Consider the following 22,263-nt stretch of genomic DNA (forward strand, 5'->3'; position numbering starts at 1 on the left):
TCGGCGCAAGGGTAGAATGCAACGGCCATGTCTCAGCTCACCATGTCGCAGTTCACGGTACAGACGCTTCTGGACACCGGCACCGTCAGGATGAGGGATGTCCTCTGCAGCGGCGAATGCCGGCACAAGAGCGAAGAAGAGTGCACCGCTGCCACGCATCTTGTGTTTCCCTACCGCGGCGTCTTCGTGCGCCATGTCGGCCGCAACGATGCGGTCGCCGAAGCCAACCAGTTGTTGTTCTTCAACAACGCCGAAGGCTACCGGATCAGCCATCCCGTCGAGGGTGGCGATTCCTGCCTCGATCTCGTTGTCGAGGAGGCGCAACTGCAGGAGTTGACGCCGAAGGAGCAGTTGCGCTCGGGCAGCGCCGTGGCGTTTCGTCGTCAGCGCCGCCGCATCGACCCGCGGGCTCAGGCGCTGGTGGCGGTGCTGCGCCACAGCCTGAGCCGCAACATTGCCGAAACGCTGGAGGCCGAAACCCTGGCGCTGACGCTGGTGCGGCGCTCCCTCGGCGAGCGCACCTCGCATGCCGCCGGCGCCAGCGCTGGCCGGCAGAAGCTGGTCGATCGCGCCAAGCTCGTCCTGTCCTCGGATCTTTCGCGGCGCTGGACGCTGGCCGAGATCGCCGCTGAAGTCGGGGTATCACCGGTTTATCTCACGCAGGTTTTCCAGCAGGTCGAGGCGATGCCGCTCTATCGCTACCATCTGCGCCTGCGGCTGGCGCGCGCGCTCGACCTGCTTGGCTGCTACGACAATCTGACCACGCTCGGCCTGGACCTCGGCTTCTCCAGCCACAGTCATTTCAGCTCAGCGTTCAGGCAGGTCTACGGGCGAACGCCGGCGGAATTCCAGCGCTCGATCAAGCCGCGCTGATCGGGTCGACTATCAGCCGCGCAAGGCTGCCATTGCAGCCGCGTGAAGCTCCGGCGTTGCGGCGGCCAGGATGTCGCCGCCCTTTTCCGCCGGACCGCCCTCGAATGTGGTGACGACGCCGCCGGCCTTTTCGATGATCGGGATCAGCGCCACGATGTCGTAGGGTTTCAATCCGGGATCGGCGACGATGTCGACGCTGCCCGAGGCAATCATGGCAAAGGCGTAGCAATCGGCGCCGTAGCGGGCGAGCTGGATCTGTTTCTCGAACGCGTCGTAGCGGGTGCGCGCCTCGCCCTTGAAAAGCGCCGGCGTGGTGGTGAACAAGGTCGCCTCGTCAAGCTTCGTCCTCTTGCGGGTCGACAGCTTCCGCGGCCCGCCGGGGCCTTCGTAGTGGGAGCCGGAAGCGTTGGCGTAGAACAGCTCGCCGGTGAAGGGCTGCGCCATCATGCCGGCGACGGCGTCACCGTCGACCGTCAATCCGACCAGCGTTCCCCACACCGGCAAGCCTGAGATGAAGGCGCGGGTGCCATCGATCGGATCGATCACCCAGACATGCCTTGAGGAGATGTTTTCGCTGCCATGTTCTTCGCCGAGGATACCGTGATCGGGATACTCAGCCGAGATCAGCGCCCGGATGGCGCGCTCGGCCTCGCGGTCGGCCTCGGTGACCGGGTCGAAACTGCCTTTTTCCTTGTTGGCCACCGCGCCCTGTGCGCGGAAACGCGGCAGGGTTTCAGCCGCCGCCGCTTGCGCGATCCGGCGCATGAAATCGATGCTGATGTCCACGTGATTCTCCCGCATTGCAGAGTGCCAACCGGTCTGGCGGCACTTTCCCGCCAAAACAAGCCGGTTTATCGATTTATCAGAGACATCAGCGTTGCCGAAATGTCACACATCGGGACCATCGAAACGCATTTTCACATCAGAGTGAATTAAAAAAGCGTGGGATCGATTGACATTTGTGCATCGCACAATAAATTTGTTCTCGGACAGGTTTTCCTGTCCATGCCCTCCTTGGGCGTTTCCTCCCTAGACTTCGACCGTGTCGTGCAAACGATGCGGTCTTTTTTTACGCTGCGGGATGGCCAGCGCGGGATTGCATGAACAGCCGCCGCTCCGGCGTCATTCGGCGGCCAGTGGCAGGTCGACGAAGTGGTGGTCGGGCATCGCCATCAGGTCGGCCGAAAAGCGCGCCATATCGTCGGCCAGCGCATCGAAGCCGGCCGATTTCTGGAACGTCCGCTCATTCATGTAGAGGCCGCGATTGACCTCGATCTGCAGCGCATGCAGGTGGCGCGCCGGCCGGCCGTAATGCTCGGTGATGAAACCGCCTGCATAGGGTTTGTTGTGGGCGACGGTGTAGCCCATGCCGATGAGCAGGCCGATCGCCGTTTCGGTCAGGGCCGCCGTGGCCGAGATGCCGAAACGGTCGCCGACGATGAAATCCGGCCGCAGGCCGCTGTCGCCCACCCTGATGCTCGCCGGCATCGAATGGCAGTCGATCAGCACGGCATAGCCGAACCTGGCATGGGTTCTGGTCAAAAGCCGCTTCAGCGTCTCGTGATAGGGTTTGTAGACCGCCTCTATGCGCTGGACGGCCTCCGCCAGCGGCAGACGGCCGGAATAGATGTCGAGCCCCTCACCCACCAGCTTGGGCACGGTGCCGAGCCCGCCGGCAACGCGCGCCGAGCGGATGTTGCAGAAGGACGGCACCGGCTCGGCGAACATGCGCGGGTCGAGTTCCCAGGGCTCGCGGTTGACGTCGAGGTAGGCGCGCGGAAAATTCGCCGCCAGTATCGGCGCGCCCAGCGCCACCGCGCCGCCGAACAGCTCGTCGACATAGCAGTCCTCGGAGCGGCGGATGGCGTTCCGGTCGAGCCGCGCCATGGCCAGGAAGCGGTCTGGATAATAGCGGCCGCTATGCGGTGAGTTGAAGACGAAGGGAACGCGCTGCTCGGCGCCCGATCGGATTTCGAAGGGTGGAACGACCGAAAAATCTTCGGCTGCCGTCGTCAATTTGAACGAACCCGGAAACAGCAATGCATCATGATGGGAAACTGCCACCTCATCGGCCGCATGTCCAGCATTTCGGCATGTCAGGAACCCCGTCAAATCAGGATTAATGCAGCCAACGTTCACTTGATGTTTACCGTCAGCTCCTCATATACAGGATGGTTAACGGGCTTGCCGGACGGCAGGCTCGGCTGGGGTGATTCGGACGGGACAAGATGGCACGCATTCTGCTGGCGGAAGACGACGACGACATGCGCCGGTTCCTGGTCAAGGCACTGGAGCGGGCCGGCTATCACGTCAGCGATTTCGACAATGGCGCCAGCGCCTACGAGCGGCTGCGCGAAGAACCTTTCTCCCTGCTGCTGACCGATATCGTCATGCCGGAGATGGACGGCATCGAACTCGCCCGCCGCGCCACCGAGATCGATCCCGACCTCAAGGTGATGTTCATCACCGGTTTCGCGGCCGTCGCGCTCAACCCCGATTCCAAGGCGCCGAAAGACGCCAAGGTGCTGTCCAAGCCCTTCCACCTGCGCGATCTCGTCAATGAGGTCGAAAAAATGCTTCAGGCCGCCTGAAGCGCGCACAGTGTGATCTCGCCGCTTCGTCGGCGGCGCGGCAAAACGAGCCTTTCTTTCCCTTTTCCGGCTATTGACGCGCTGGACCAAAAATGGTGTATGCGCGGCTTCGGATGGGCGTGTAGCTCAGCGGGAGAGCACTGCATTGACATTGCAGGGGTCACAGGTTCAATCCCTGTCACGCCCACCATCCTTTCAATAACTTAGCCAAGCCCGTTTTTGGCGCACCCCTTCGACAACTTAGCCGGTAAGGCGGCCACCGCTTGTGGCAGCCGCCTCGTGTTTGTGGACATTCTAATGCATGGCGCTCAAAAGTGGCCCCGGTTTTGAGACGACGACATGCATAAAAACAAAGACCTAAAGCGCGTCGCCTGAGTCCGTTCAAACGCGACGCGCTTTAGACGTGGTGCGGACTTAGCGTCCTTGAAGGCGCAGGCTCGATGCCGTCCTCCATAAGAATATCCTTCTTGCGAGCGAACGCGACGAAGACGCCTCGTGCTGTCTCGGGTTCCACATCACCAATCAGAGCGGCTTTGCAAGCGCGAATAGCAGCTCTCTGCTCCGGGCTGTTGCCACACCATTCGGCTGCGAATTGATAAGCATCCGCGACCGTGTTGAGTTGGCGGGGAAAGCCCAATCCCACCCACACCCGGACTGGCTTTTCAAAAGGTTTCGATAGCATCATGACCTCCTTTCCTAATGCATGTCACCCAGAAGTATGCCGCGGTTCTGGGACAACGACATGCATCAAAACAAAGACTTAAAGCGTGTCGCATGAATCGGTTTCAGCGCGACGCGCTTTAGGCAGTCACTCCTCCGCCTTCGCCACCTCTGCCCATCATCCACGGCATTGTCGTGGATACTTCCTCAAGGATTCTGGCTGCTTTCGCAAAACCGCTGAACGCTTCTCTGGCTGCGGAAAGCGGATAATCGCTATCGAAAGCTCGCTGGCAGGCCCGCAATGCGGTTTGGTGAATGGGGCCGCGCCTGTCCTTCGGCCATTCATAGAGGAACTCCAGAGCGTCCTCGAGACACGTGATTTCCTGAACAAGGTTGTCGCCGCTTTTCACGAAAACGGCGCTGTCAAACATCCGATCGTTCATATGATCCTCCAAATTGAACGAACCATTGAGTTTCATGGTTTGCGCGGTCCAGGCCAACTGCAGGCGCGCGACAGAGGCGCGCCAGTACGTCCTGCAGTGATCATCTTCGTTTCTCCGCAATCACAGCCTCCCGGCCGGAACCGGGAGGCGGACCCGCAGTTCAAAGTGTGACAGATCGACAGGATTACGCGGCTTTACGCGCGCGGTCCGTGTCTTGCGTGATCTGAGTGGCGGCCGTTGGCGTGTCGCCGACGCCGATGCTAATGCGGCGCGGTTTCAGCTCTTCGGGAATCTCACGGACGATGTCGATCGAGAGGAGGCCATTCTCCAGTTTGGCTGCCTTGATCTTCATGTGGTCGGCAAGCTTGAACGTCTGCCTGAAACTGCGATAGGCGATGCCCTGGTGCAGCAGCTGGCGTCCGCTCTGATCATCAGCCTTCTGGCCTACCACGACCAGTTCGGGTCCATGCTGGGTCAGCTCAACCTCATCCTGGCTGAAGCCTGCGATGGCCATCGAGATACGGTAATCGTTCTCGTCGACCTTCTCGATGTTATAGGGCGGCCAGTCTGGACGCGTGCCGCTGTCGAGCATGTCGAAAAGCCGGTCGAAACCGACGGTGGTCCGATAGAGGGTATCAAAGGTTCTCATAGCCACATCCTCCTTGAAGCAACATGGGTACAAGGACGCCGCCCCGTGCGGCGCCGCCATTTTTTGCCGAGCCTTATGGCCTTGGCGGAAATCGAATTAGGAGGCGCCCCAAATGAGTTCAAGAGCATCTCGAATTTTTTTTAGTAGCATCCTCCCATCGACGGAAAGCGAAATCTGAGTTTCTCCAGGACCTTCCCTTCGAACAGTCGAACAGCCCCTTGAAGTACAGATCCGGCGGGAAGTTTTCGCGCGATCTGCGCGACCGCATCGTCTACTGCCCCGCCGTCCCGTTTCGTACTCAAATGCCGGCCAGCAAGGAACCGGGTAGCGGCCTTCCGATCCGTAAATCCACCCTGTCGGAGGGCGAAACGTCCCGGCACGTGCCGGGACGTTTCAGGCTCGCGGATCATTGCGGCCGCGGATCGGGCCTGTCGGGCTTGTCATGAGGGGCGTTGCTGCCTTCACGGCACGGGGTGCCGATGCCGCAGCATTTGCCGTTGTAGGTGATACCGGGCTTGGTCTTCTCGCATTCCCTCGGCGGTGCCGTCTGACACCCTGCCAGCACCGAAACCGCGATGGCGGCGAGAAATGCGTTTCTTGAAGTGATAAACATTGACGTTCTCCTTGATGGACCGTGTTTGCTACACACCGCTTGGTCGCGGGCGGCAGCGAAATGGTTCAAGGAAAATTGGAATCAGGCCGCGCCGAGGCGGACATCACCCTTCTCAACATGGTTGAGAAACCACGCATACGTCTGTTCCAATCCACCGCGAAGTGCGTAGCGCGGGCGCCATCCCGTTGCAAACAGTCGCGAAACATCCATCAACTTGCGCGGCGTGCCATCTGGCTTGGTCGTATCGAAGGCGATATCAGCCTCGACGCCGGCGACCGATGCGACGGTCTGGGCAAGCTCGGCAATGGTGACATCCTCGCCCGAACCGACATTGACGTGGCTGTCGCCGGCATAATTCTTCAACAGCCAGACCAAGGCATCGGCGGCGTCGTCGACATGCAGGAATTCACGCCGTGGCGTGCCCGAGCCCCAGACCTCGAGGCTGTTGCCGCCGCTCAGCGCCAGCGCATGCGCCTTTCGCATCAGGGCCGGCACGACATGGCCGGACTGGAGATCGAAATTGTCGCCAGGACCGTAAAGGTTGGCCGGCATCGCCGAGATGTAGTCGACGCCATGCTGGCGCCGATAGGCTTGGCACAGTTTGAGCCCGGCGATCTTGGCGATCGCATACCATTCATTGGTGGGTTCGAGCGGACCGGTCAGCAGCGCGTCTTCCCTGATCGGCTGCGGCGCGAGCTTTGGATAGATGCAGGACGAGCCGAGAAACAAAAGCTTGCCGACCTCGCTGCGAAAGGCGCCGTCAATGACATTGCCCTGCATAACCAGGTTTTGCTGCAGGAAATCGACAGGGAACCGGTCATTGGCCAGGATACCGCCGACTTTGGCGGCCGCCATCACCACCGCATCCGGCCTGTGCTCGGCCATCCAGCGCCGCACCCCTGCCTGGTCGAGCAGGTCGAGCCTGTCGCGCGATACGGTGAGTATCTCGCAGTCCTCGCTCGCCAGCCGGCGCACGACGGCCGAACCGACCATGCCGCGATGCCCGGCGACGAAGACACGCTTGCCTTTCAGATCAAAGGTCGCATCCATGAACCTGCCTCACGCAGAACGGCTGTTCTGCCGCGTGCCGCCGGCGGTGCGCGCCAGATCGGCCTGCACCATTTCCGCCACCAGATCCCTGAAGCCGGTCGTGTGCGACCACCCCAGCCTGGCTTTGGCCTTGGCGGGGTCGCCGAGCAGCAGGTCGACCTCGGTCGGCCGGAAATAGCGCGGATCGATGCGCACCAGGACAGTGCCCGAACCGGCATCGACACCGACTTCATCGACACCCTCGCCTTGCCAGCGGATGGTGCGGCCGGTCTCGGCAAACGCCAGCTCGACGAATTCGCGCACCGAATGCGCCTCGCCGGTCGCCAGCACGAAATCGTCGGCTTCGCTGTGCTGCAGAATGCGCCACATGCCCTCCACATAGTCGCGCGCATGGCCCCAATCACGCTTGGCGTCGAGATTGCCGAGATAGAGCGTGTCCTGCAGGCCGTGATGGATCGAGGCGACGGCCCGCGTGATCTTGCGGGTGACGAAGGTTTCGCCGCGTGTCGGGCTTTCGTGGTTGAACAGGATTCCGTTGGCGGCGAACATGCCGTAAGCCTCGCGGTAGTTGACCGTGATCCAGTAGGCGTAAAGCTTGGCCGCGGCATAGGGCGAGCGCGGATGGAAGGGCGTCGCCTCGCTTTGCGGGACCTCGCGCGCCTTGCCGTAAAGCTCCGACGTCGATGCCTGATAGAAGCGCACCGACTTCTCCAGGCGCAGGATGCGGATCGCCTCGAGCAGCCTGAGTGTTCCCAGCGCATCGGCATTGCCGGTGTATTCCGGCGTCTCGAAACTCACCTGGACATGGCTCTGGGCGCCGAGATTGTAGATCTCACCGGGCTGTGTCTCCTGCACCAGGCGAATAAGGTTGGTCGCGTCGGTCAGGTCGCCATAATGCAGGAAGAAACGCGCACCGCGCTCGTGCGGATCGACATAGATGTCGTCAACGCGCTTGGTGTTGAACGAGGACGAGCGGCGTTTGACGCCATGGACAATATAGCCCTTCTGCAGAAGCAATTCTGCGAGATAGGCCCCGTCCTGCCCGGTAACCCCGGTGATGAGCGCCACTTTTTCCGTCATTGCCGCTCCGTCCGCATCCAATCCCGGCAACCGAATACAGATTTGGCGCGAGAACGCAAATCCCCCATACGGGGGACAGGTTTCAGCCAGCGATTGTGTCGTTCTCAGGCACCTGCAACCGCGCAGAAATGCTTCATCCTGGCCAGTGCAAGCTCGGGATCGGCGAGCAACCCTGCCTGGTCGGCAAGGCGGAAGATGTCGGCATAGTGCAGGATGCCGCGCGCCGACTGCATGCCGCCGACCATGGCGAAATGGTCCTGATGGCCGTTGAGCCAGGCAATGAAGACGATGCCGGCCTTGTAATACTCCGTCGGCGCCTCGAAGATCTTGCGCGACAACGGCACTGTCGGCGCCATCAGCGCGTCAAAGCCGGCGCGGTCGCCGTCAGCCAGTTTCGCGAGCGCCGCACTGGCGACCGGCGCGATGGCGTCGAATATGCCGAGCAAGGCGTGCGAGTGCCGCTTCCCGTCGCCGGCAATCAGTTCGGGATAGTTGAAATCGTCGCCGGTGAACATGACGACGCCTTCCGGCAACCGGTTGCGCAAGGCAACTTCCTTGCCGGCATCGAGCAGGGAAATCTTTATCCCCTCGACCTTGCCGGCATGGCGCTCGATGATGGCGACGACGGTGTCGAGCGCGGCCTCGAAATTGCCGCTGCCCCAATATCCCTGCAACGCCGGATCGAACATGTCGCCCAGCCAGTGCAGGATGACCTTGCCGGATGCCTGGCTGAGGATGCGATCGTAGACCCTGATATAGTCGTCCGGATCTTTTGCGACCGCCGCCAGCGCCCGGCTGGCCATCATGATCGCGTTGCCGCCCTCGCCTTCGATGAAGGTGAACTGCTCCTCATAGGCGGCGATCACATCGTCGAGCGTTCTGGCAGCAGCCGGCGCCAGATGATCGGTGCCCGCGCCCGAGGCGAGGTCTGCGCCTTCGACGCTGCGCGCCTCGGCGATCGAGCGGCGGATCAATTCCTGCGCATTCGCCCAGTCGAAACCCATGCCGCGCTGGGAGGTGTCCATCGCCTCGGCGATGCGGAAGCCAAGCCGCCACAAATGATGCCGAAACGCCATCGTCTTGTCCCAATCGACCGCAGGCTTCGACCAGGGGTCGGTCATCGCGAAAGGATCGGCGACGACATGGGCGGCGGCATATGCGATGCGCGGGAAAACCGCACCGATTACGGGCTCGACCGGACTGCCCGCGAGCTTGTAGCTGACGCGGCCGCCATTCTGCGTAGGCAGGGTGATATCCATGGCAACCTCCGTTTTCGGCATCCTATAAATGGAACGTTCCAATAAATCAAGAACCTTTATGATTGCGGCGATTGAACCGGTCCAAATGCCGAAGAAGGCCAAGAGTCCTTGCTAGGAACCACATTCATCACCTTTTCGATCTCCGCAAGAATCCCGATTGACTCTCGGTTGGCAGAGTGATTAGAACGTTCCAATAGATTTGCCCATTTAAGCGGAGGAAACCACCGACATGGCCAGCCGGGCCAAGGCAACGATCCTGGACATCGCCCGCGAGGCTGGTGTGTCCAAATCGACGGTGTCGCTTGTGCTGCAAGGCTCAGGGCTGATCCGGCCTGAAACCGCGGTCAAGGTTCGCAAGGCGATCGAGGATGTCGGCTATGTCTACAACCGCGGCGCCGCCAATCTGCGCAAAGCCCATTCCAACGTCATCGGCATGGTCATCAACGATCTCACCAACCCCTTTTTCGCCGAACTGGCGGTCGGCATGGAGCGCGTCTTCCAGTCAGCCGGCATCGTGCCCTTCATCGCCAACACCGCGGAGAACCCGGTGCGCCAGGAAGAAGTGCTGAAGTCGCTGATGGAACAGGGCGTCGCAGGCCTGATCGTGTCACCGGCGCGCGGCACCACGCCGGGCGCCTTCCGTCGCCTCGAGATGGCGGGCGTGCCGGTCGTCTTCGCCATGCGCCGCCTGCCGGACAGCCGCATCCCGGTGATCGCGCCTGACAATCATCGCGGCGCGTATCTCGCCGCCGCCCATCTGATCGGCAAGGGCCATCGCCGGCTGGCCTTCTTCGGCGGCACCTCCGACCTGGTCGTCTATCAGGAGCGCCTGGGCGGTTTTCGTGAAGCTTGCGAAACATTGGGCATTGCCAGGCGCGACGTGCTTGTCGTCGAAGGCGAGACCAGCCGCAGGGGCGGCATCGCGTGCCTGGAAACCGCCCTTGCCATGGCCGAGCCGCCGACGGCGGCGCTGTGCTTCAACGACGCGGTCGCCTTCGGCGTCATGCTGGCGCTGCGCAAGCGCGGGCTGGAGCCCGGCGCGGACTTTGCCGTCGTCGGCTTCGACGACGTGGTCGAGGCCGAGCATTATATGCCGGCGCTGACCAGCGTCTCGGTCGACACACCCGGCCTCGGTGAACGCGCCGCTCACGTCATGCTGAAGATGATCCAGTCGCGCATCACCCATGCCGAGGACCATGTCGGCGCGGTCAATCTGGTCGTCAGGGACAGCTGCGGTCCCGATCGCCGCGCCCAGGACACATCAGCAGGAATCGGAGACGCGGCATGAGCGTCAGATGGGGATTGATCGGCGCCAGCACGATCGCCAAGCAATTCATGATCAACGCCATCCGTGCGCAGGAGGGTGGCGAAGTCGCCGCAGTGATGAGCTCCAGCCCGCAGCGCGCCAAGACTTATGCCGCGGAACAGAACATTCCGCTTGCCGTCTCGACATTGGACGACCTGTTCGGCGCCGACATCGACGTCGTCTACATCTCGACCACCAATGAACTGCATCTCGAACAGGCGCTGGCCGCGATCAAGGCGGGAAAGCATGTTCTGTGCGAAAAGCCGCTGGCGCTGAACAGCGCCGACGCGCGCACCATGGTCGCCGCCGCCAAGGCAGCCGGCGTGGTGCTTGGCACCAACCATCATCTGCGCAATGCCGGCGCCCACCGCGCCATGCGCGACGCCATATCAGCCGGCCGCATCGGCAAGCCGATTGCCGCGCGTGTGTTCCATGCCGTCTATCTGCCGGAGAACCTGCAGGGCTGGCGCATCACCAAACCGGAAGCCGGCGGCGGCGTGGTGCTCGACATCACCGTGCACGATGCCGACACGCTGCGCTTCGTGCTCGGCGACGACCCGATCGAGATTTCGGCCTTCACCCAGTCGGCCGGCATGGCCGGCAGCGGGCTGGAAGACGGCGCCATGTGCATCTGGCGCTTCAGGTCCGGTTTGATTGCCCAGTCGCATGAAGGCTTCACCACGAAGTTCGCCGATACCGGCTTCGAGGTGCATGGTTCCGAAGGCTCGCTGATCGCTAAAAATGTGATGACGCAGAAGCCGGTCGGTTCGGTGCTGCTACGCACCGCCAAGGGCGAGGAGGAACTGAGCTTCGACCGCGAAGACCTCTACGTCAGGTCGCTGCGCCAGTTCCATGCCGCTATTAGCGGCGCGGGCCAGCCTTCCGCAACCGGCGAGGACGGCGTCTGGTCACTAGCCTGCGCCGAAGCAGCGTTGCTGTCCGGGAAATCCGGCAAGGCGGTTGCCATCGAGCCGAAACTCGGGAGCGCCAAGTGAGCAAGCTCGTCTCCGCTCAGCAGGCCGCCAGCCTCATCAAGGACGGCATGACCGTCTCCGTCTCGTCATCGAGCGGCCTCGGCTGCCCGGATGCCGTGCTGGCTGCCATCGGCCAGCGCTTCGACGCTGAAGGCCATCCGAAAGACATCACCACGCTGCATCCGATCGCCGCCGGCGACATGTATGGCATCAAGGGCATCGACCATCTGGCTAAGCCTGGCCTGTTGAAGCGCACGCTCTGCGGCTCCTATCCCTCGGGCCCCTCCTCGTCCGAGCCGCCGCAGATATGGAAGATGATCGGCGACAATTCGGTCGCCGCCTACAATGTGCCGTCCGGCATCCTGTTCGACATGCACCGCGAAGCTGCCGCCAAGCGGCCGGGCGTGCTGACCAAGGTCGGCCTCGACACTTTTGCCGACCCGCGCCACCAGGGCTGCGCCATGAATGAGGCTGCAAGCGAGCCGATCGTCTCGGTGCAGCAGTTCGACGGCGAGGAATGGCTCTATTTCCGCTCGATCGTGCCCAACGTTTCGATCATCCGCGCCACCACCGCCGACGAGCGCGGCAACCTCACTTACGAGCATGAAGGCGCCTATTTGGGCGGCCTCGAACAGGCGCTCGCCGCCCGCAACAATGGCGGCATCGTCATTGCGCAGGTCAAGCGCGTCGTCGAGAACGGCACGCTGAAGCCGCATGACGTGCGCGTGCCCGGCGTCCTGGTCGACCACATCGTGGTGGCGCCGGACCAGTTGCAGACGACGTTGACGCCTTACGACCCGGCGATTTCGGGCGAGATCTTCCGCCCGCTGTCAAGCTTTCGCAACGCCGAAATGAACATCCAGAAAGTAATCGCGCGCCGCGTCGCCATGGAGTTGCGCGATGGCATGGCCGTCAATATCGGCTTCGGCATCTCGGCCAATGTGCCGCGTATCCTTCTCGAGGAAGGCCAGCACGGCAAGGTCACCTGGGTGATCGAGCAGGGCGCGGTCGGCGGCGTGCCGCTGCTCGACTTCAAGTTCGGCTGCGCTTCCAACGCCGAGGCGATCATGCCCTCGCCGCACCAGTTCATCTATTTCCAGGCCGGCGGCTTCGATGCCTCGCTGCTCTCCTTCTTGCAGATCGACCGCCATGGCTCCGTCAACGTGTCGAAACTCTCGGCCCGGCCACATGTCACCGCCGGGGCCGGCGGCTTTGTCGACATCACGGCACGGGCGAAAAAGATCGTCTTCTCCGGCTTCTTCAATGCCGGCGCAAAACTGTCGCTCGCCGATGGCGGCATCCGCATCGATGCAGAAGGCAAGGTCAAGAAGGTGGTCAACGAGGTCGAACACATCTCCTTCTCCGGCAAGCGCGCCGTCGCGCAAGGGCAGGACATCACCTACGTCACCGAGCGCTGCGTGATGAAGCTGACGCCGGACGGTCTGATGGTGACGGAACTGGCGCCCGGCATCGACCTCGAACGCGATGTGCTGGCGCAGTCAGAGATTCCGCTCGGCATCGCCAACGATCTCAAGGTCACGCCGGCGGCTCTCTATCAGGACCGGCCGATCGGCCTGTCGCTGAATGGTGGCGCTTCGCTCGGAGGCGCGCATGGCTGAGCGCCTCGTCACCTTCGAGCAGGACGGCGCCATCGGCATCGTCACGCTGCGCCGGCCGGAGAAGTTCAACGCGCTGGACATTCTGATGCTGCGCGCGCTCGAGACAGCGCTCGACGAAGCCGAAATGGCTGAAGGCGTGCGCGTCGTGCTGATCCGCGGCGAAGGCAAAGGCTTTTGCGCCGGCGGCGACGTCGAGGCCTGGGCACAAATGAGCGCTGCCGACTTTCAGGTGCAATGGGTGCGCTACGGCCACCGTGTCTTCGACCGACTGGCGCGGCTGCGGCAGCCGACCATCGCGGTGCTTTCCGGCCATGCGCTGGGTGGCGGGCTGGAGCTGGCGGTCGCCTGCGACTTCCGTGTCGCCGAAACGCAGGTGAAGCTCGGCTTTCCCGAGACATCGATCGGCGTCGTCCCCGGTTGGTCCGGCACGCAGCGCGCCGTGCGCCGCTTTGGGGCCCAGATCGTGCGCCGCATGGCACTCGGCGGCGAGCTCTTTGCCGCCTCCGACGCGCTTGCCCTCGGCGTCGTTGACCGCGTGGTCGAGACCGGCCAGGCGCTGGCAGAGGCCAGGACTTGGGCCGAAAAAATCGCCGGGCGCGGGCCGCTCGCAACCGAAGCCGCCAAGCTGATGATCGCAGTCGCCGAAGGCGAGGAAAGTGCGGCCGCCACCGAGGCGCTCGCCAGCGGCTTCGTTGCGCTGACCGGCGACCTCAAAGCCGGCGTGAGCGCCTTCAAGGCCAAGCAGAAGCCGGCCTTTTCAAGATCCTAGAGAAAGCATGATGAACGCACCGCTCAACATTTCCATGCCGGCCGAGGCGTCCAAGGCGCCGAAGGCTTACAAGCTCCTGATCGACGGCAAGCATGTCGATGCCCGTGACGGCCGCACGATTGCGCGCAACAGCCCCGGCCATGGCTTCACCGTTTCGCGCTATGCGCAGGCCGGCGAGGCCGAGGTGGAGGCGGCCATGCAGGCCGCGCACAAGGCATTCGAGACCGGCCCGTGGCCGCGCACGAAGGCGGCCGAGCGCGCCGCGATCTTGCTCAAGACGGCTGACCTGATCGAGGCCCAGCTCGAAGACATCGCCCGCCTCGATGCGCTGGAATCCGGCAAGCCGATCGCCCAGGCGCGCGGCGAGATCGGCGGCGCCGTCGACATCTGGCGCTATGCCGCCTCGCTCGCCCGCACGCTGCACGGCGAGAGTTACGCCAATCTCGGCGACGCCATGCTGGGCGTGGTGCTGCGCGAGCCGATCGGCGTCGTCTCGATCATCACCCCGTGGAATTTCCCGTTCCTGATCGTCAGCCAGAAACTGCCCTTCGCGCTCGCCGCCGGCTGCACCGCGGTGGTCAAGCCGAGCGAAATGACCTCGGCCTCGACCTTCGTGCTCGGCGACATCCTGATGCAGGCCGGCCTGCCCGCGGGCGTCGTCAACATCCTGGCCGGCCTCGGCGCCGATGTCGGGGGGCCGATGGTCAGCCATCCGCTGGTCGAGATGGTGTCGTTCACCGGCTCTACCCGCGTCGGCAAGATGACCATGGCTTCCGCCGCGCAGTCGCTGAAGAAAGTCTCGATGGAGCTCGGCGGCAAGAACGGCCAGATCGTCTTCCCCGATGCCGATCTCGAGGCGGCCGCTGACGCAGCAGTGTTCGGCGGCTTCTTCAACGCCGGCGAATGCTGCAATGCCGGCAGCCGGCTGATCGTGCATGAAGCCATCGCCGACGATTTCCTCTCCACTGTCAAGGCCCTGACCGCCAAGGTAACGGTCGGCGACCCACTCGACGACCGAACCAAGGTTGGCGCGATGATTTCCGCCGACCATCTGACCAAGGTGGCGGATTACGTCGTGGCGGCAGCAAAAGACGGCAGCAATGTCTATACCGGTGGCGGCCAATTGGCGTCCAATGCCGGCCAGTACCTCGATCCGACCATCATCCGCGGCGTTACCGAAGACATGGCTATTGCGCGCGAGGAAGTGTTTGGCCCGGTGCTCTCCGTGCTGACTTTTGGATCGATTGAAAAGGCGTTGCACATCGCCAACAACACGCCCTATGGTCTGTCTGCAGGGGTGTGGAGCGCCAGCATCGACACTTGTATGTCGGTGGCGCGTGGTGTGCGTTCGGGGACCGTTTGGGTGAACACATTCATGGAAGGCTTTCCCGAGTTGCCATTCGGGGGCTACAAGCAGTCCGGCATCGGACGCGAACTCGGCAAACGCGCTGTCGAGGATTATACCGAGGAAAAGACAATCCAGTTTCATCGCGGCCAGCGCACCGGTTGGTGGGTCGGCTGAGTTTGGAAGAACCCGGTGGGGCTTCCACCGGTCGTGTAATGCAACAAGGGAGGTAGAACATGTTGCGCAAACTGCTTATCGGAACGGCTCTGGCGACGGCCTTTGCTTTCTCGGCCCATGCCGAGGACGTCAAGGAAGTGCAGATGCTGCATTGGTGGACGTCGGGCGGCGAAGCGGCTGCTCTCAACGTCCTCAAGGGCGACCTTGCCAAGGAAGGCTATGCCTGGAAGGACGTGCCGGTGGCCGGTGGTGGCGGCGACGCCGCCATGACTGCGCTGAAGGCGATGGTCGCGGCCGGCAATTACCCGACCGCGTCGCAGATGCTCGGCTACACCGTGCTCGACTATGCGGCGGCCGGCGTGATGGGCGACCTGACCGAGACGGCGAAGAAGGAAGGCTGGGACAAGTCGGTTCCGGCAGCCCTGCAGAAGTTCTCCGTCTATGACGGCAAGTGGGTCGCTGCTCCGGTCAACGTCCACTCCGTCAACTGGCTGTGGATCAACAAGGCGGTGATGGACAAGATCGGCGGCACCGAGCCAAAGACCTTCGACGACTTCGTCGCCCTGCTCGACAAAGCCAAGGCGGCTGGCGTCATTCCGCTCGCCCTTGGCGGCCAGAACTGGCAGGAAGCCACCATGTTCGACTCGGTCGTGCTGTCGACCGGCGGACCTGAGTTCTACAAGAAGGCCTTCAACGACCTCGACGACGAGTCCCTCAAGTCGGACACGATGAAGAAGTCGTTCGATAACCTCGCCAAGCTCGTCACCTATGTCGACCCGAACTTCTCGGGCCGCGACTGGAACCTTGCCACCGCCATGGTCATCAAGGGCGATGCCCTGGTGCAGGTGATGGGTGACTGGGCCAAGGGCGAGTTCAACGCCGCCAAGAAAACGCCGGGCACCGACTTCCTGTGCTATCGCTTCCCGGGCACGGAAGGCTCGGTGGTCTACAACTCCGACATGTTCGGCATGTTCAACGTTCCGGACGACCGCAAGGCCGCCCAGGTCGCGTTGGCCACCGCCACCCTGTCGAAGAGCTTCCAGTCGGCCTTCAACGTCGTCAAGGGTTCGGTTCCCGCCCGTACCGACGTTCCGGACACCGACTTCGACGCGTGCGGCAAGAAGGGCATCGCCGACCTGAAGGCTGCCAACGAAGGCGGCACACTGTTCGGCTCGCTTGCCCAGGGCTATGGCGCGCCTCCGGCAGTCGCCAATGCCTACAAGGACGTCGTTTCGAAGTTCGTCCATGGTCAGATCAAGACCTCGGACGAAGCCGTGACCGAACTGGTAAAGGCGATCGACGACGCCAAGTAAGCGCTAGCCAGAAACACACCTTCCCCGCTTCGGCGGGGAAGGTTTCACCTAAGGATTGGCCAGCTGGCGCAATTCCAGGAAAAGTGTGAGCGGTTTTCCGGCCGGAATTGCGTAAAAGAAAGAGTTAGAGAGGTTCGCCGTTTCCGTGAAACGGTGAAAACGCTCTTGAACACCATGCCGACCAGAGACCCGTATGCACGGGGTCGCCTTGCCGCCTGACGGCAGAGCACGGACAACCCGAAACGGGAGGAGCCTCATGAGCAGTGTAGCGACAACCCAGATCAAGCTGACGCCGGAGCGGTCGCGCCCCTCGGTGCGCGCGCGACTGCAGGACGCGCTGCCGAAGATCGTGCTGGCGCCGAGCTTCGCCATCACCATCGTCTTCGTCTATGGCTTCATCCTGTGGACGGTCTATCTGTCCTTCACCAATTCCAAGACTTTTCCGTCCTATGTCATCACCGGACCGCGCGCCTACCTACGGCTATGGGGCTGGACGTTCGACTCCGACCCGCCATCGAGCTGGTACACGTCGATCGTCAATATGGGCATTTTCGGCTTTCTCTACATCGCCATGTGCCTGGCGCTCGGCCTGTTCCTGGCCATCCTGCTCGACCAGAAGATCCGCGGCGAAGGCGTGTTGCGGCCGATCTATCTCTACCCGATGGCGCTGTCCTTCATCGTTACCGGCGTCGCCTGGAAATGGTTTCTCGATCCCGGCCTCGGCCTTGAGCAGACCCTGCATCAATGGGGCTGGACGAGCTTCCATTTTGACTGGATCAAGAACAAGGATTTCGTCATCTACACGGTGGTCATCGCCGGCGTCTGGCAAGCCTCCGGCTTCATCATGGCGATGTTCCTGGCCGGCCTGCGCGGCATCGACGGTGAGATCATGAAAGCGGCGCAGATCGATGGCGCCACTACTTTCCAGCTCTACCGCCGCATCGTCATTCCGCTGCTGCGGCCGATCTTCCTGTCGGCCTTCATCGTGCTCGCCCACCTCGCCATCAAGTCGTACGATCTGGTGGTGGCGCTGACCAGCGGCGGCCCCGGTGGCTCGGCCTGGCTGCCGTCCAACTTCATGTATGAGTACACGTTCAAGCGCAACGAAATGGCTGTCGGCTCGGCGAGTGCCGTGATCATGCTGATGACCATCGTCGCCATCATCGTGCCCTATCTCTATTCGGAACTGCGGGAGAAGCCGCAATGAGCGCCGTTGCCACCCCTGCCCGCCAGGCCTCTAGCGGCATGAGCACCAAGACCCTGAACCGCATCGTCATCTACGGACTGCTGGCGCTGTTTGCGTTGTTCTACCTGATGCCGCTGTTCGTCATGCTGGTGACCTCGTTCAAGACCATGGAGGAGATCCAGAACGGCAACATGCTGGCGCTGCCCCAGGCGCCGACCTTCGACCCATGGATAAAGGCGTGGAGCGAAGTTTGCTCGGGCCTGACCTGCGTCGGCATGAAGGGCTATTTCTGGAACTCGATCAAGATGGTGGTTCCGGCAGTCATCATCTCGACCCTGCTCGGCGCGCTCAACGGCTATGTGCTGACCAAATGGCGCTTTCGCGGGGCGACGCTGGTGTTCGGGCTGATGCTGTTTGCCTGTTTCATCCCGTTCCAGTCGGTACTGCTGCCGATGGCAACGATCCTCGGCAGCTTGGGCCGGTTCGGCGTCAAGCTGCAGAACGCGACCGGTTTCACCTTCGGCTTTGGCAATCCGACCGTGAACCTGGTGTTCGTTCACGTCGTCTACGGCATCGGTTTCACCACCCTCTTCTTCCGCAATTACTACGAAGCGTTTCCGAACGAGCTGGTGAAGGCGGCGCAGATCGACGGGGCAAGCTTCTTCCAGATCTTCCGGCGCATCATGCTGCCCAACTCGCTGCCGATCATCGTGGTGACGGTGATCTACCAGTTCACCAACATCTGGAACGACTTCCTGTTCGCCTCCGCCTATGCCGGCTCCGGCGACGTGATGCCGATGACGGTGGCGCTCAACAACGTCGTCAACACCTCGACAGGCGTCGTCGAATACAACGTCAACATGGCTGCGGCGATGATCGCAGCCCTGCCCACCCTTCTCGTCTATGTGGTCGCCGGCCGCTACTTCGTGCGTGGCCTGATGGCGGGCGCGGTCAAAGGATAATCTGATGGCTTTTCTGGAAATTGATGGGCTGAAGAAGCGCTTCGGGAATGTCGAGATCCTGAAGGGCATCGATGTCGAGCTCGAAAAGGGCGGCTTCCTGGTGCTGGTCGGCCCGTCCGGCTGCGGCAAGTCCACCTTGCTCAACACGATTGCCGGCCTGGAGCAGATCACCGAGGGCGAAATCCGCGTCGACGGCCGCGCCATCAACGATCTGCACCCATCCAAGCGCGACATCGCCATGGTGTTCCAGAGCTATGCGCTCTATCCGAACATGACGGTGGCCGGAAACATCTCCTTCGGCATGGAGATGCGCGGCGTGCCGGCCGACGAACGCCAAAAGGCGATCGACAAGGTGGCCAAGGTCCTGCAGATCGGCCACCTCCTGCAGCGCAAGCCGAGCCAGCTTTCCGGCGGCCAGCGCCAGCGCGTCGCCATGGGCCGGGCGCTGGTGCGCGACCCCAAGCTGTTCCTGTTCGACGAGCCTTTGTCCAACCTCGACGCCAAATTGCGCGTTGACATGCGCATCGAGATCAAGCGCCTGCATGCCACCACCGGCACAACCATCGTCTACGTCACCCACGACCAGATCGAGGCGATGACGCTGGCTACCAAGATCGCCGTCATGCGCGACGGCGAGGTGCAGCAGTTCGGCACCCCGGCCGAGATCTACAACAACCCGACCAATTTGTTCGTCGCCGACTTCATGGGTTCGCCAGCGATGAACCTGATCCCGGCGACCATTGCCACGTCGGGAAATGCGCTGTCCGTCGTGTTGGAGCGCGAGGCGCGCGAGCCGATCACGCTGCCGATGGCCAACGCGCCGGCGGGTCTTTCGGCATTCCAGGGCAAGCCGATCATCTTCGGCGTGCGCCCGGAAGCGCTGACCGATCCGGAAGGTGCGGAACGCAACGCCTCCAACATTGCCACTGCCGACCTGCACATCGAAGTGGTCGAGCCGGCAGGGTCCGATACTTTCGCGGTGACCAATCTCGGCGGCAAGGGCGTGGTGGCGCGGTTGCGGGCCGACGCCAACATCCAGCCGGGCACCAGCACGCCGCTCGCCTTCAACCTGACCAAGGCCGTGTTCTTCGATCCGGCGACCGAACACCGCATCCGCTGATCGAGATGGTCAGCCCCGATATCGTCATCATCGGCTCCGGCATCGGCGGCGCTACGATCGCCTCCGGTCTGGCGGGCAGCGGCGCCTCGGTCCTGATGCTGGAGCGCGGCGAGCCCTTGACGGCAACGCCGCATGCCCGCGACACGCGCTCCATCTTCGTCGACGGCCACTACCGTCCGAAGGAGATGTGGCGCGAGCCCGGCGGCGCCGCCTTCAACCCCGGCAATTACTACTATGTCGGCGGCAATTCGAAATTCTACGGCGCGGTGCTGATCCGCTACCGCAAAGAGGATTTCGCCGCCGTGGAGCACTTCGGTGGCGTCTCGCCAGCATGGCCGTTTTCCTACGATGAATTCGAGCCTTGGTATTCGAAAGCCGAGCAGCTGTTTCGCGTCCGCGGCTCACTTGGCGAGGACCCGACCGAACCGTTCCACTCGGTCCCCTATGCCTTCAAGCCGGTGCCCGACGAAGCGCCGATTGCGCGCGCCCGCGCCGAGCTGAAGGGACTGGGCCTGCACCCCGCCTCGCTGCCGCTCGGCGTCGACATCGACACCTGGCTGAAGGAGGGCAAGACCGGCTGGGACGCATTCCCCAACACCGCCCAGGGCAAGGTCGATGCGCAGACCGGACCGCTGACGGCTGCACTTAAGGACAGCAATATCCGACTCGAAACCGGCTGCCATGTCGAATATCTCGAAGCGTCGTCCGACGGCAAAAGCATCGCTGCCGTTCACTACCGTCAGAATGGCGAGCTGAAGAAAGTCGCGCCGAAGCTGGTCATCCTGTCCGCCGGCGCGGTCAATTCCGCCGTCATCCTGCTGCGCTCGCCTTCACCAGATGGCAAAGGCTTCGCCAACCGCTCCGACCAGGTCGGCCGCAATTTCATGAACCATAATTCGAGCGCCATGCTGGCGATCGATCCGCGCCGCAGGAACGACAGCGTCTACCAGAAGACGCTGATGCTGAATGACTACTATCTCTCCGACGGCAAAGGCGGCAAGCCGCTCGGCAACGTCCAACTGCTCGGCAAGATCGACGGCAACATGTTGAAGGCCAACGTCAAACGCGTGCCGAAATTCGCGCTCGATTACATGGCCGGTCGCGCCGTCGACTGGTATCTGATGTGCGAGGATCTGCCCGATCCGGAAAGCCGCATCATGGTCGACGGCAAGGACATCGTCATGCAATGGCGGCGCTCCAACATGCAGTCGCTGGACGGGCTGACCAGGGTGATGCGTGAGAACTTCCGCGCCTGCGGTTATCCCATCGTGCTGTCGCGTCCCTTCGACAAGCGCACGCCCTCGCACCAGTGCGGCACGGTGAAAATGGGCGATGACCCGGCGACGTCGCCGCTCGACCCTTTCTGCCGCGCCTTCGACCACCCGAACCTGTTCGTTGTCGACGCCAGTTTTTTGCCGAACTCGGCCGCCGTGAATCCGGCGCTGTCGATTGCGGCACAGGCGCTGCGCGTGGCCGAGCATATTCGCCGAACGGACCTCGCGGCATGACCCGCCCCGCAGCAATCGTCACCGGCGGTGCGCGCGGCATTGGGCTCGCCTGCGCCGAGGCGCTGGCCGGGGACGGCTTCGACATTTTGATCGCCGACCTTGCCGAACAAGCGCCGGACGAACTGGCCGCCAACATCACCGCACGGGGTGCGGAGTTCGCCTATGTCCGTTGTGATATCGCCAACCTCGAGGATCACACGGCCCTCGTCGACGCCGCCATACGTGCCTTCAGCCGCATCGACTGCCTCGTCAACAATGCCGGCGTCGGCGCCGTGGTGCGCGGCGACCTGCTGGAACTGACGCCCGAAAACTTCGACCGTGCGCTCGGCATCAATCTGCGCGGCACCGTATTCCTTAGCCAGGCCGTCGCCAAGGCGATGCTGGCGGCTCCCAGCAATCATCCGCGCTCGATCATCACCATCACCTCGGTCAGCGCCGATATGGCCTCGCCGGAACGCCCCGACTACTGCATCTCGAAAGCCGGCCTTTCGATGTGGGTGAAGAACCTGGCGCTACGGCTTGCGCCGGAAAACATCGGCGTGTTCGAACTGCGGCCCGGCATCATTCGCACCGACATGACCGCGAGCGTATCAGCCAAATACGACGCGCTTATCGACAGCGGCCTGGTGCCGGCAAAACGCTGGGGCGAAGCATCGGACATCGGCGCCGTGGTGGCGACGCTTGCCGCCGGCAAGCTCGGCTTTTCCACAGGCTCGATTATCAATGTCGACGGCGCGCTCTCCGTGCCTCGACTGTAGGTGGATAG

General features: G+C 62.7%; 22 protein-coding genes and 1 tRNA gene. 14 read left to right on the forward strand and 9 right to left on the reverse strand.

Annotated elements, in window-relative coordinates:
• The first annotated feature begins 42 nt into the window (after positions 1 to 42).
• Positions 43 to 873, forward strand: a complete 831-nt coding sequence (locus tag NKI96_RS03675) for a helix-turn-helix domain-containing protein (protein ID WP_352803158.1) — start codon at positions 43 to 45, stop codon at positions 871 to 873.
• Between the two features lie 12 nt (positions 874 to 885).
• Here NKI96_RS03675 and hisN read toward each other — a convergent pair whose 3' ends face one another.
• Both hisN and NKI96_RS03685 read right to left on the reverse strand, forming a co-directional pair.
• The gene (gene hisN, locus NKI96_RS03680; protein ID WP_023671197.1) at positions 886 to 1,659 is read right to left on the reverse strand and encodes a histidinol-phosphatase; all 774 of its coding nucleotides are present in this window, start codon (positions 1,657 to 1,659) and stop codon (positions 886 to 888) included.
• 336 nt (positions 1,660 to 1,995) lie between these two features.
• A complete protein-coding gene (locus NKI96_RS03685; RefSeq protein WP_023710935.1) occupies positions 1,996 to 2,937 on the reverse strand; it encodes an N-formylglutamate amidohydrolase in 942 nt (313 codons plus the stop codon).
• A gap of 164 nt (positions 2,938 to 3,101) precedes the next feature.
• Between NKI96_RS03685 and cpdR the strand changes: the two genes are divergently transcribed.
• Together cpdR and NKI96_RS03695 are read left to right on the forward strand one after the other, a co-directional pair.
• Positions 3,102 to 3,464, forward strand: coding sequence for a cell cycle two-component system response regulator CpdR (cpdR, locus tag NKI96_RS03690; protein ID WP_023671195.1), 363 nt, complete (start codon positions 3,102 to 3,104; stop codon positions 3,462 to 3,464).
• Positions 3,465 to 3,579: 115 nt separating this feature from the next.
• Positions 3,580 to 3,654, forward strand: a tRNA-Val gene (locus tag NKI96_RS03695).
• Positions 3,655 to 3,861: 207 nt separating this feature from the next.
• On the opposite strand, the gene NKI96_RS03700 is transcribed toward NKI96_RS03695, so the two are convergent.
• From NKI96_RS03700 to NKI96_RS03730, 7 genes are all read right to left on the reverse strand, one after another.
• On the reverse strand, positions 3,862 to 4,149 hold the full coding sequence (locus NKI96_RS03700) for a DUF982 domain-containing protein (protein WP_245260022.1): 288 nt from the start codon (positions 4,147 to 4,149) through the stop codon (positions 3,862 to 3,864).
• 115 nt (positions 4,150 to 4,264) lie between these two features.
• Positions 4,265 to 4,687: a DUF982 domain-containing protein gene (locus NKI96_RS03705; protein ID WP_348625649.1), complete on the reverse strand. Its 423-nt coding sequence runs from the start codon at positions 4,685 to 4,687 to the stop codon at positions 4,265 to 4,267.
• A 64-nt stretch (positions 4,688 to 4,751) separates the two neighbouring features.
• The gene (locus NKI96_RS03710) at positions 4,752 to 5,216 is read right to left on the reverse strand and encodes an Hsp20 family protein (protein WP_023671192.1); all 465 of its coding nucleotides are present in this window, start codon (positions 5,214 to 5,216) and stop codon (positions 4,752 to 4,754) included.
• Between the two features lie 406 nt (positions 5,217 to 5,622).
• On the reverse strand, positions 5,623 to 5,829 hold the full coding sequence (locus tag NKI96_RS03715; protein WP_352594578.1) for a hypothetical protein: 207 nt from the start codon (positions 5,827 to 5,829) through the stop codon (positions 5,623 to 5,625).
• A gap of 81 nt (positions 5,830 to 5,910) precedes the next feature.
• Positions 5,911 to 6,879, reverse strand: a complete 969-nt coding sequence (fcl, locus tag NKI96_RS03720) for a GDP-L-fucose synthase (protein WP_352802976.1) — start codon at positions 6,877 to 6,879, stop codon at positions 5,911 to 5,913.
• 9 nt (positions 6,880 to 6,888) lie between these two features.
• Positions 6,889 to 7,959 carry a GDP-mannose 4,6-dehydratase gene (gene gmd / locus NKI96_RS03725; protein WP_023740953.1) on the reverse strand — a complete coding sequence of 357 codons (1,071 nt, stop codon included), beginning with the start codon at positions 7,957 to 7,959 and terminating at the stop codon, positions 6,889 to 6,891.
• Positions 7,960 to 8,063: 104 nt separating this feature from the next.
• Positions 8,064 to 9,218, reverse strand: coding sequence for a dihydrodipicolinate synthase family protein (locus NKI96_RS03730; RefSeq protein WP_352594573.1), 1,155 nt, complete (start codon positions 9,216 to 9,218; stop codon positions 8,064 to 8,066).
• Between the two features lie 229 nt (positions 9,219 to 9,447).
• On the opposite strand from NKI96_RS03730, the gene NKI96_RS03735 reads away from it, so the two are divergent.
• The 11 genes from NKI96_RS03735 to NKI96_RS03785 all read left to right on the forward strand — a co-directional run bounded on the left by NKI96_RS03735 (position 9,448) and on the right by NKI96_RS03785 (position 22,255).
• Positions 9,448 to 10,506: a LacI family DNA-binding transcriptional regulator gene (locus tag NKI96_RS03735; RefSeq protein ID WP_352802979.1), complete on the forward strand. Its 1,059-nt coding sequence runs from the start codon at positions 9,448 to 9,450 to the stop codon at positions 10,504 to 10,506.
• Positions 10,503 to 11,519: a Gfo/Idh/MocA family protein gene (locus NKI96_RS03740; RefSeq protein ID WP_352802981.1), complete on the forward strand. Its 1,017-nt coding sequence runs from the start codon at positions 10,503 to 10,505 to the stop codon at positions 11,517 to 11,519. Before NKI96_RS03735 ends, NKI96_RS03740 begins: the two co-directional genes overlap by 4 nt.
• Positions 11,516 to 13,117 (forward strand): acyl CoA:acetate/3-ketoacid CoA transferase, encoded by a 1,602-nt coding sequence (locus tag NKI96_RS03745; RefSeq protein WP_352802984.1) that lies wholly within the window; start codon positions 11,516 to 11,518, stop codon positions 13,115 to 13,117. Before NKI96_RS03740 ends, NKI96_RS03745 begins: the two co-directional genes overlap by 4 nt.
• A complete protein-coding gene (locus NKI96_RS03750) occupies positions 13,110 to 13,886 on the forward strand; it encodes an enoyl-CoA hydratase/isomerase family protein (RefSeq protein WP_352802987.1) in 777 nt (258 codons plus the stop codon). The genes NKI96_RS03745 and NKI96_RS03750 overlap by 8 nt, the downstream gene beginning before the upstream one ends.
• 10 nt (positions 13,887 to 13,896) lie before the next feature.
• Complete coding sequence (locus NKI96_RS03755) at positions 13,897 to 15,408, forward strand: aldehyde dehydrogenase family protein (protein ID WP_023686432.1); 1,512 nt, start codon at positions 13,897 to 13,899, stop codon at positions 15,406 to 15,408.
• A gap of 59 nt (positions 15,409 to 15,467) precedes the next feature.
• Positions 15,468 to 16,721, forward strand: a complete 1,254-nt coding sequence (locus NKI96_RS03760; RefSeq protein WP_027049809.1) for an ABC transporter substrate-binding protein — start codon at positions 15,468 to 15,470, stop codon at positions 16,719 to 16,721.
• A 256-nt stretch (positions 16,722 to 16,977) separates the two neighbouring features.
• Positions 16,978 to 17,928 carry a carbohydrate ABC transporter permease gene (locus NKI96_RS03765; protein ID WP_023832915.1) on the forward strand — a complete coding sequence of 317 codons (951 nt, stop codon included), beginning with the start codon at positions 16,978 to 16,980 and terminating at the stop codon, positions 17,926 to 17,928.
• Positions 17,925 to 18,869, forward strand: coding sequence for a carbohydrate ABC transporter permease (locus NKI96_RS03770; RefSeq protein ID WP_023704034.1), 945 nt, complete (start codon positions 17,925 to 17,927; stop codon positions 18,867 to 18,869). Before NKI96_RS03765 ends, NKI96_RS03770 begins: the two co-directional genes overlap by 4 nt.
• Before the next feature lie 4 nt (positions 18,870 to 18,873).
• A complete protein-coding gene (locus NKI96_RS03775) occupies positions 18,874 to 19,989 on the forward strand; it encodes an ABC transporter ATP-binding protein (protein ID WP_023671180.1) in 1,116 nt (371 codons plus the stop codon).
• A 5-nt stretch (positions 19,990 to 19,994) separates the two neighbouring features.
• Positions 19,995 to 21,497 carry a GMC oxidoreductase gene (locus NKI96_RS03780; RefSeq protein ID WP_352802990.1) on the forward strand — a complete coding sequence of 501 codons (1,503 nt, stop codon included), beginning with the start codon at positions 19,995 to 19,997 and terminating at the stop codon, positions 21,495 to 21,497.
• Entirely contained in the window at positions 21,494 to 22,255 is a 762-nt protein-coding gene (locus NKI96_RS03785; RefSeq protein ID WP_023825182.1) for a 3-ketoacyl-ACP reductase, read from the forward strand. Before NKI96_RS03780 ends, NKI96_RS03785 begins: the two co-directional genes overlap by 4 nt.
• Positions 22,256 to 22,263: the final 8 nt, after the last annotated feature.

It is taken from the genome of Mesorhizobium sp. M0292 (genome assembly GCF_040321695.1).
Taxonomy (GTDB): domain Bacteria; phylum Pseudomonadota; class Alphaproteobacteria; order Rhizobiales; family Rhizobiaceae; genus Mesorhizobium.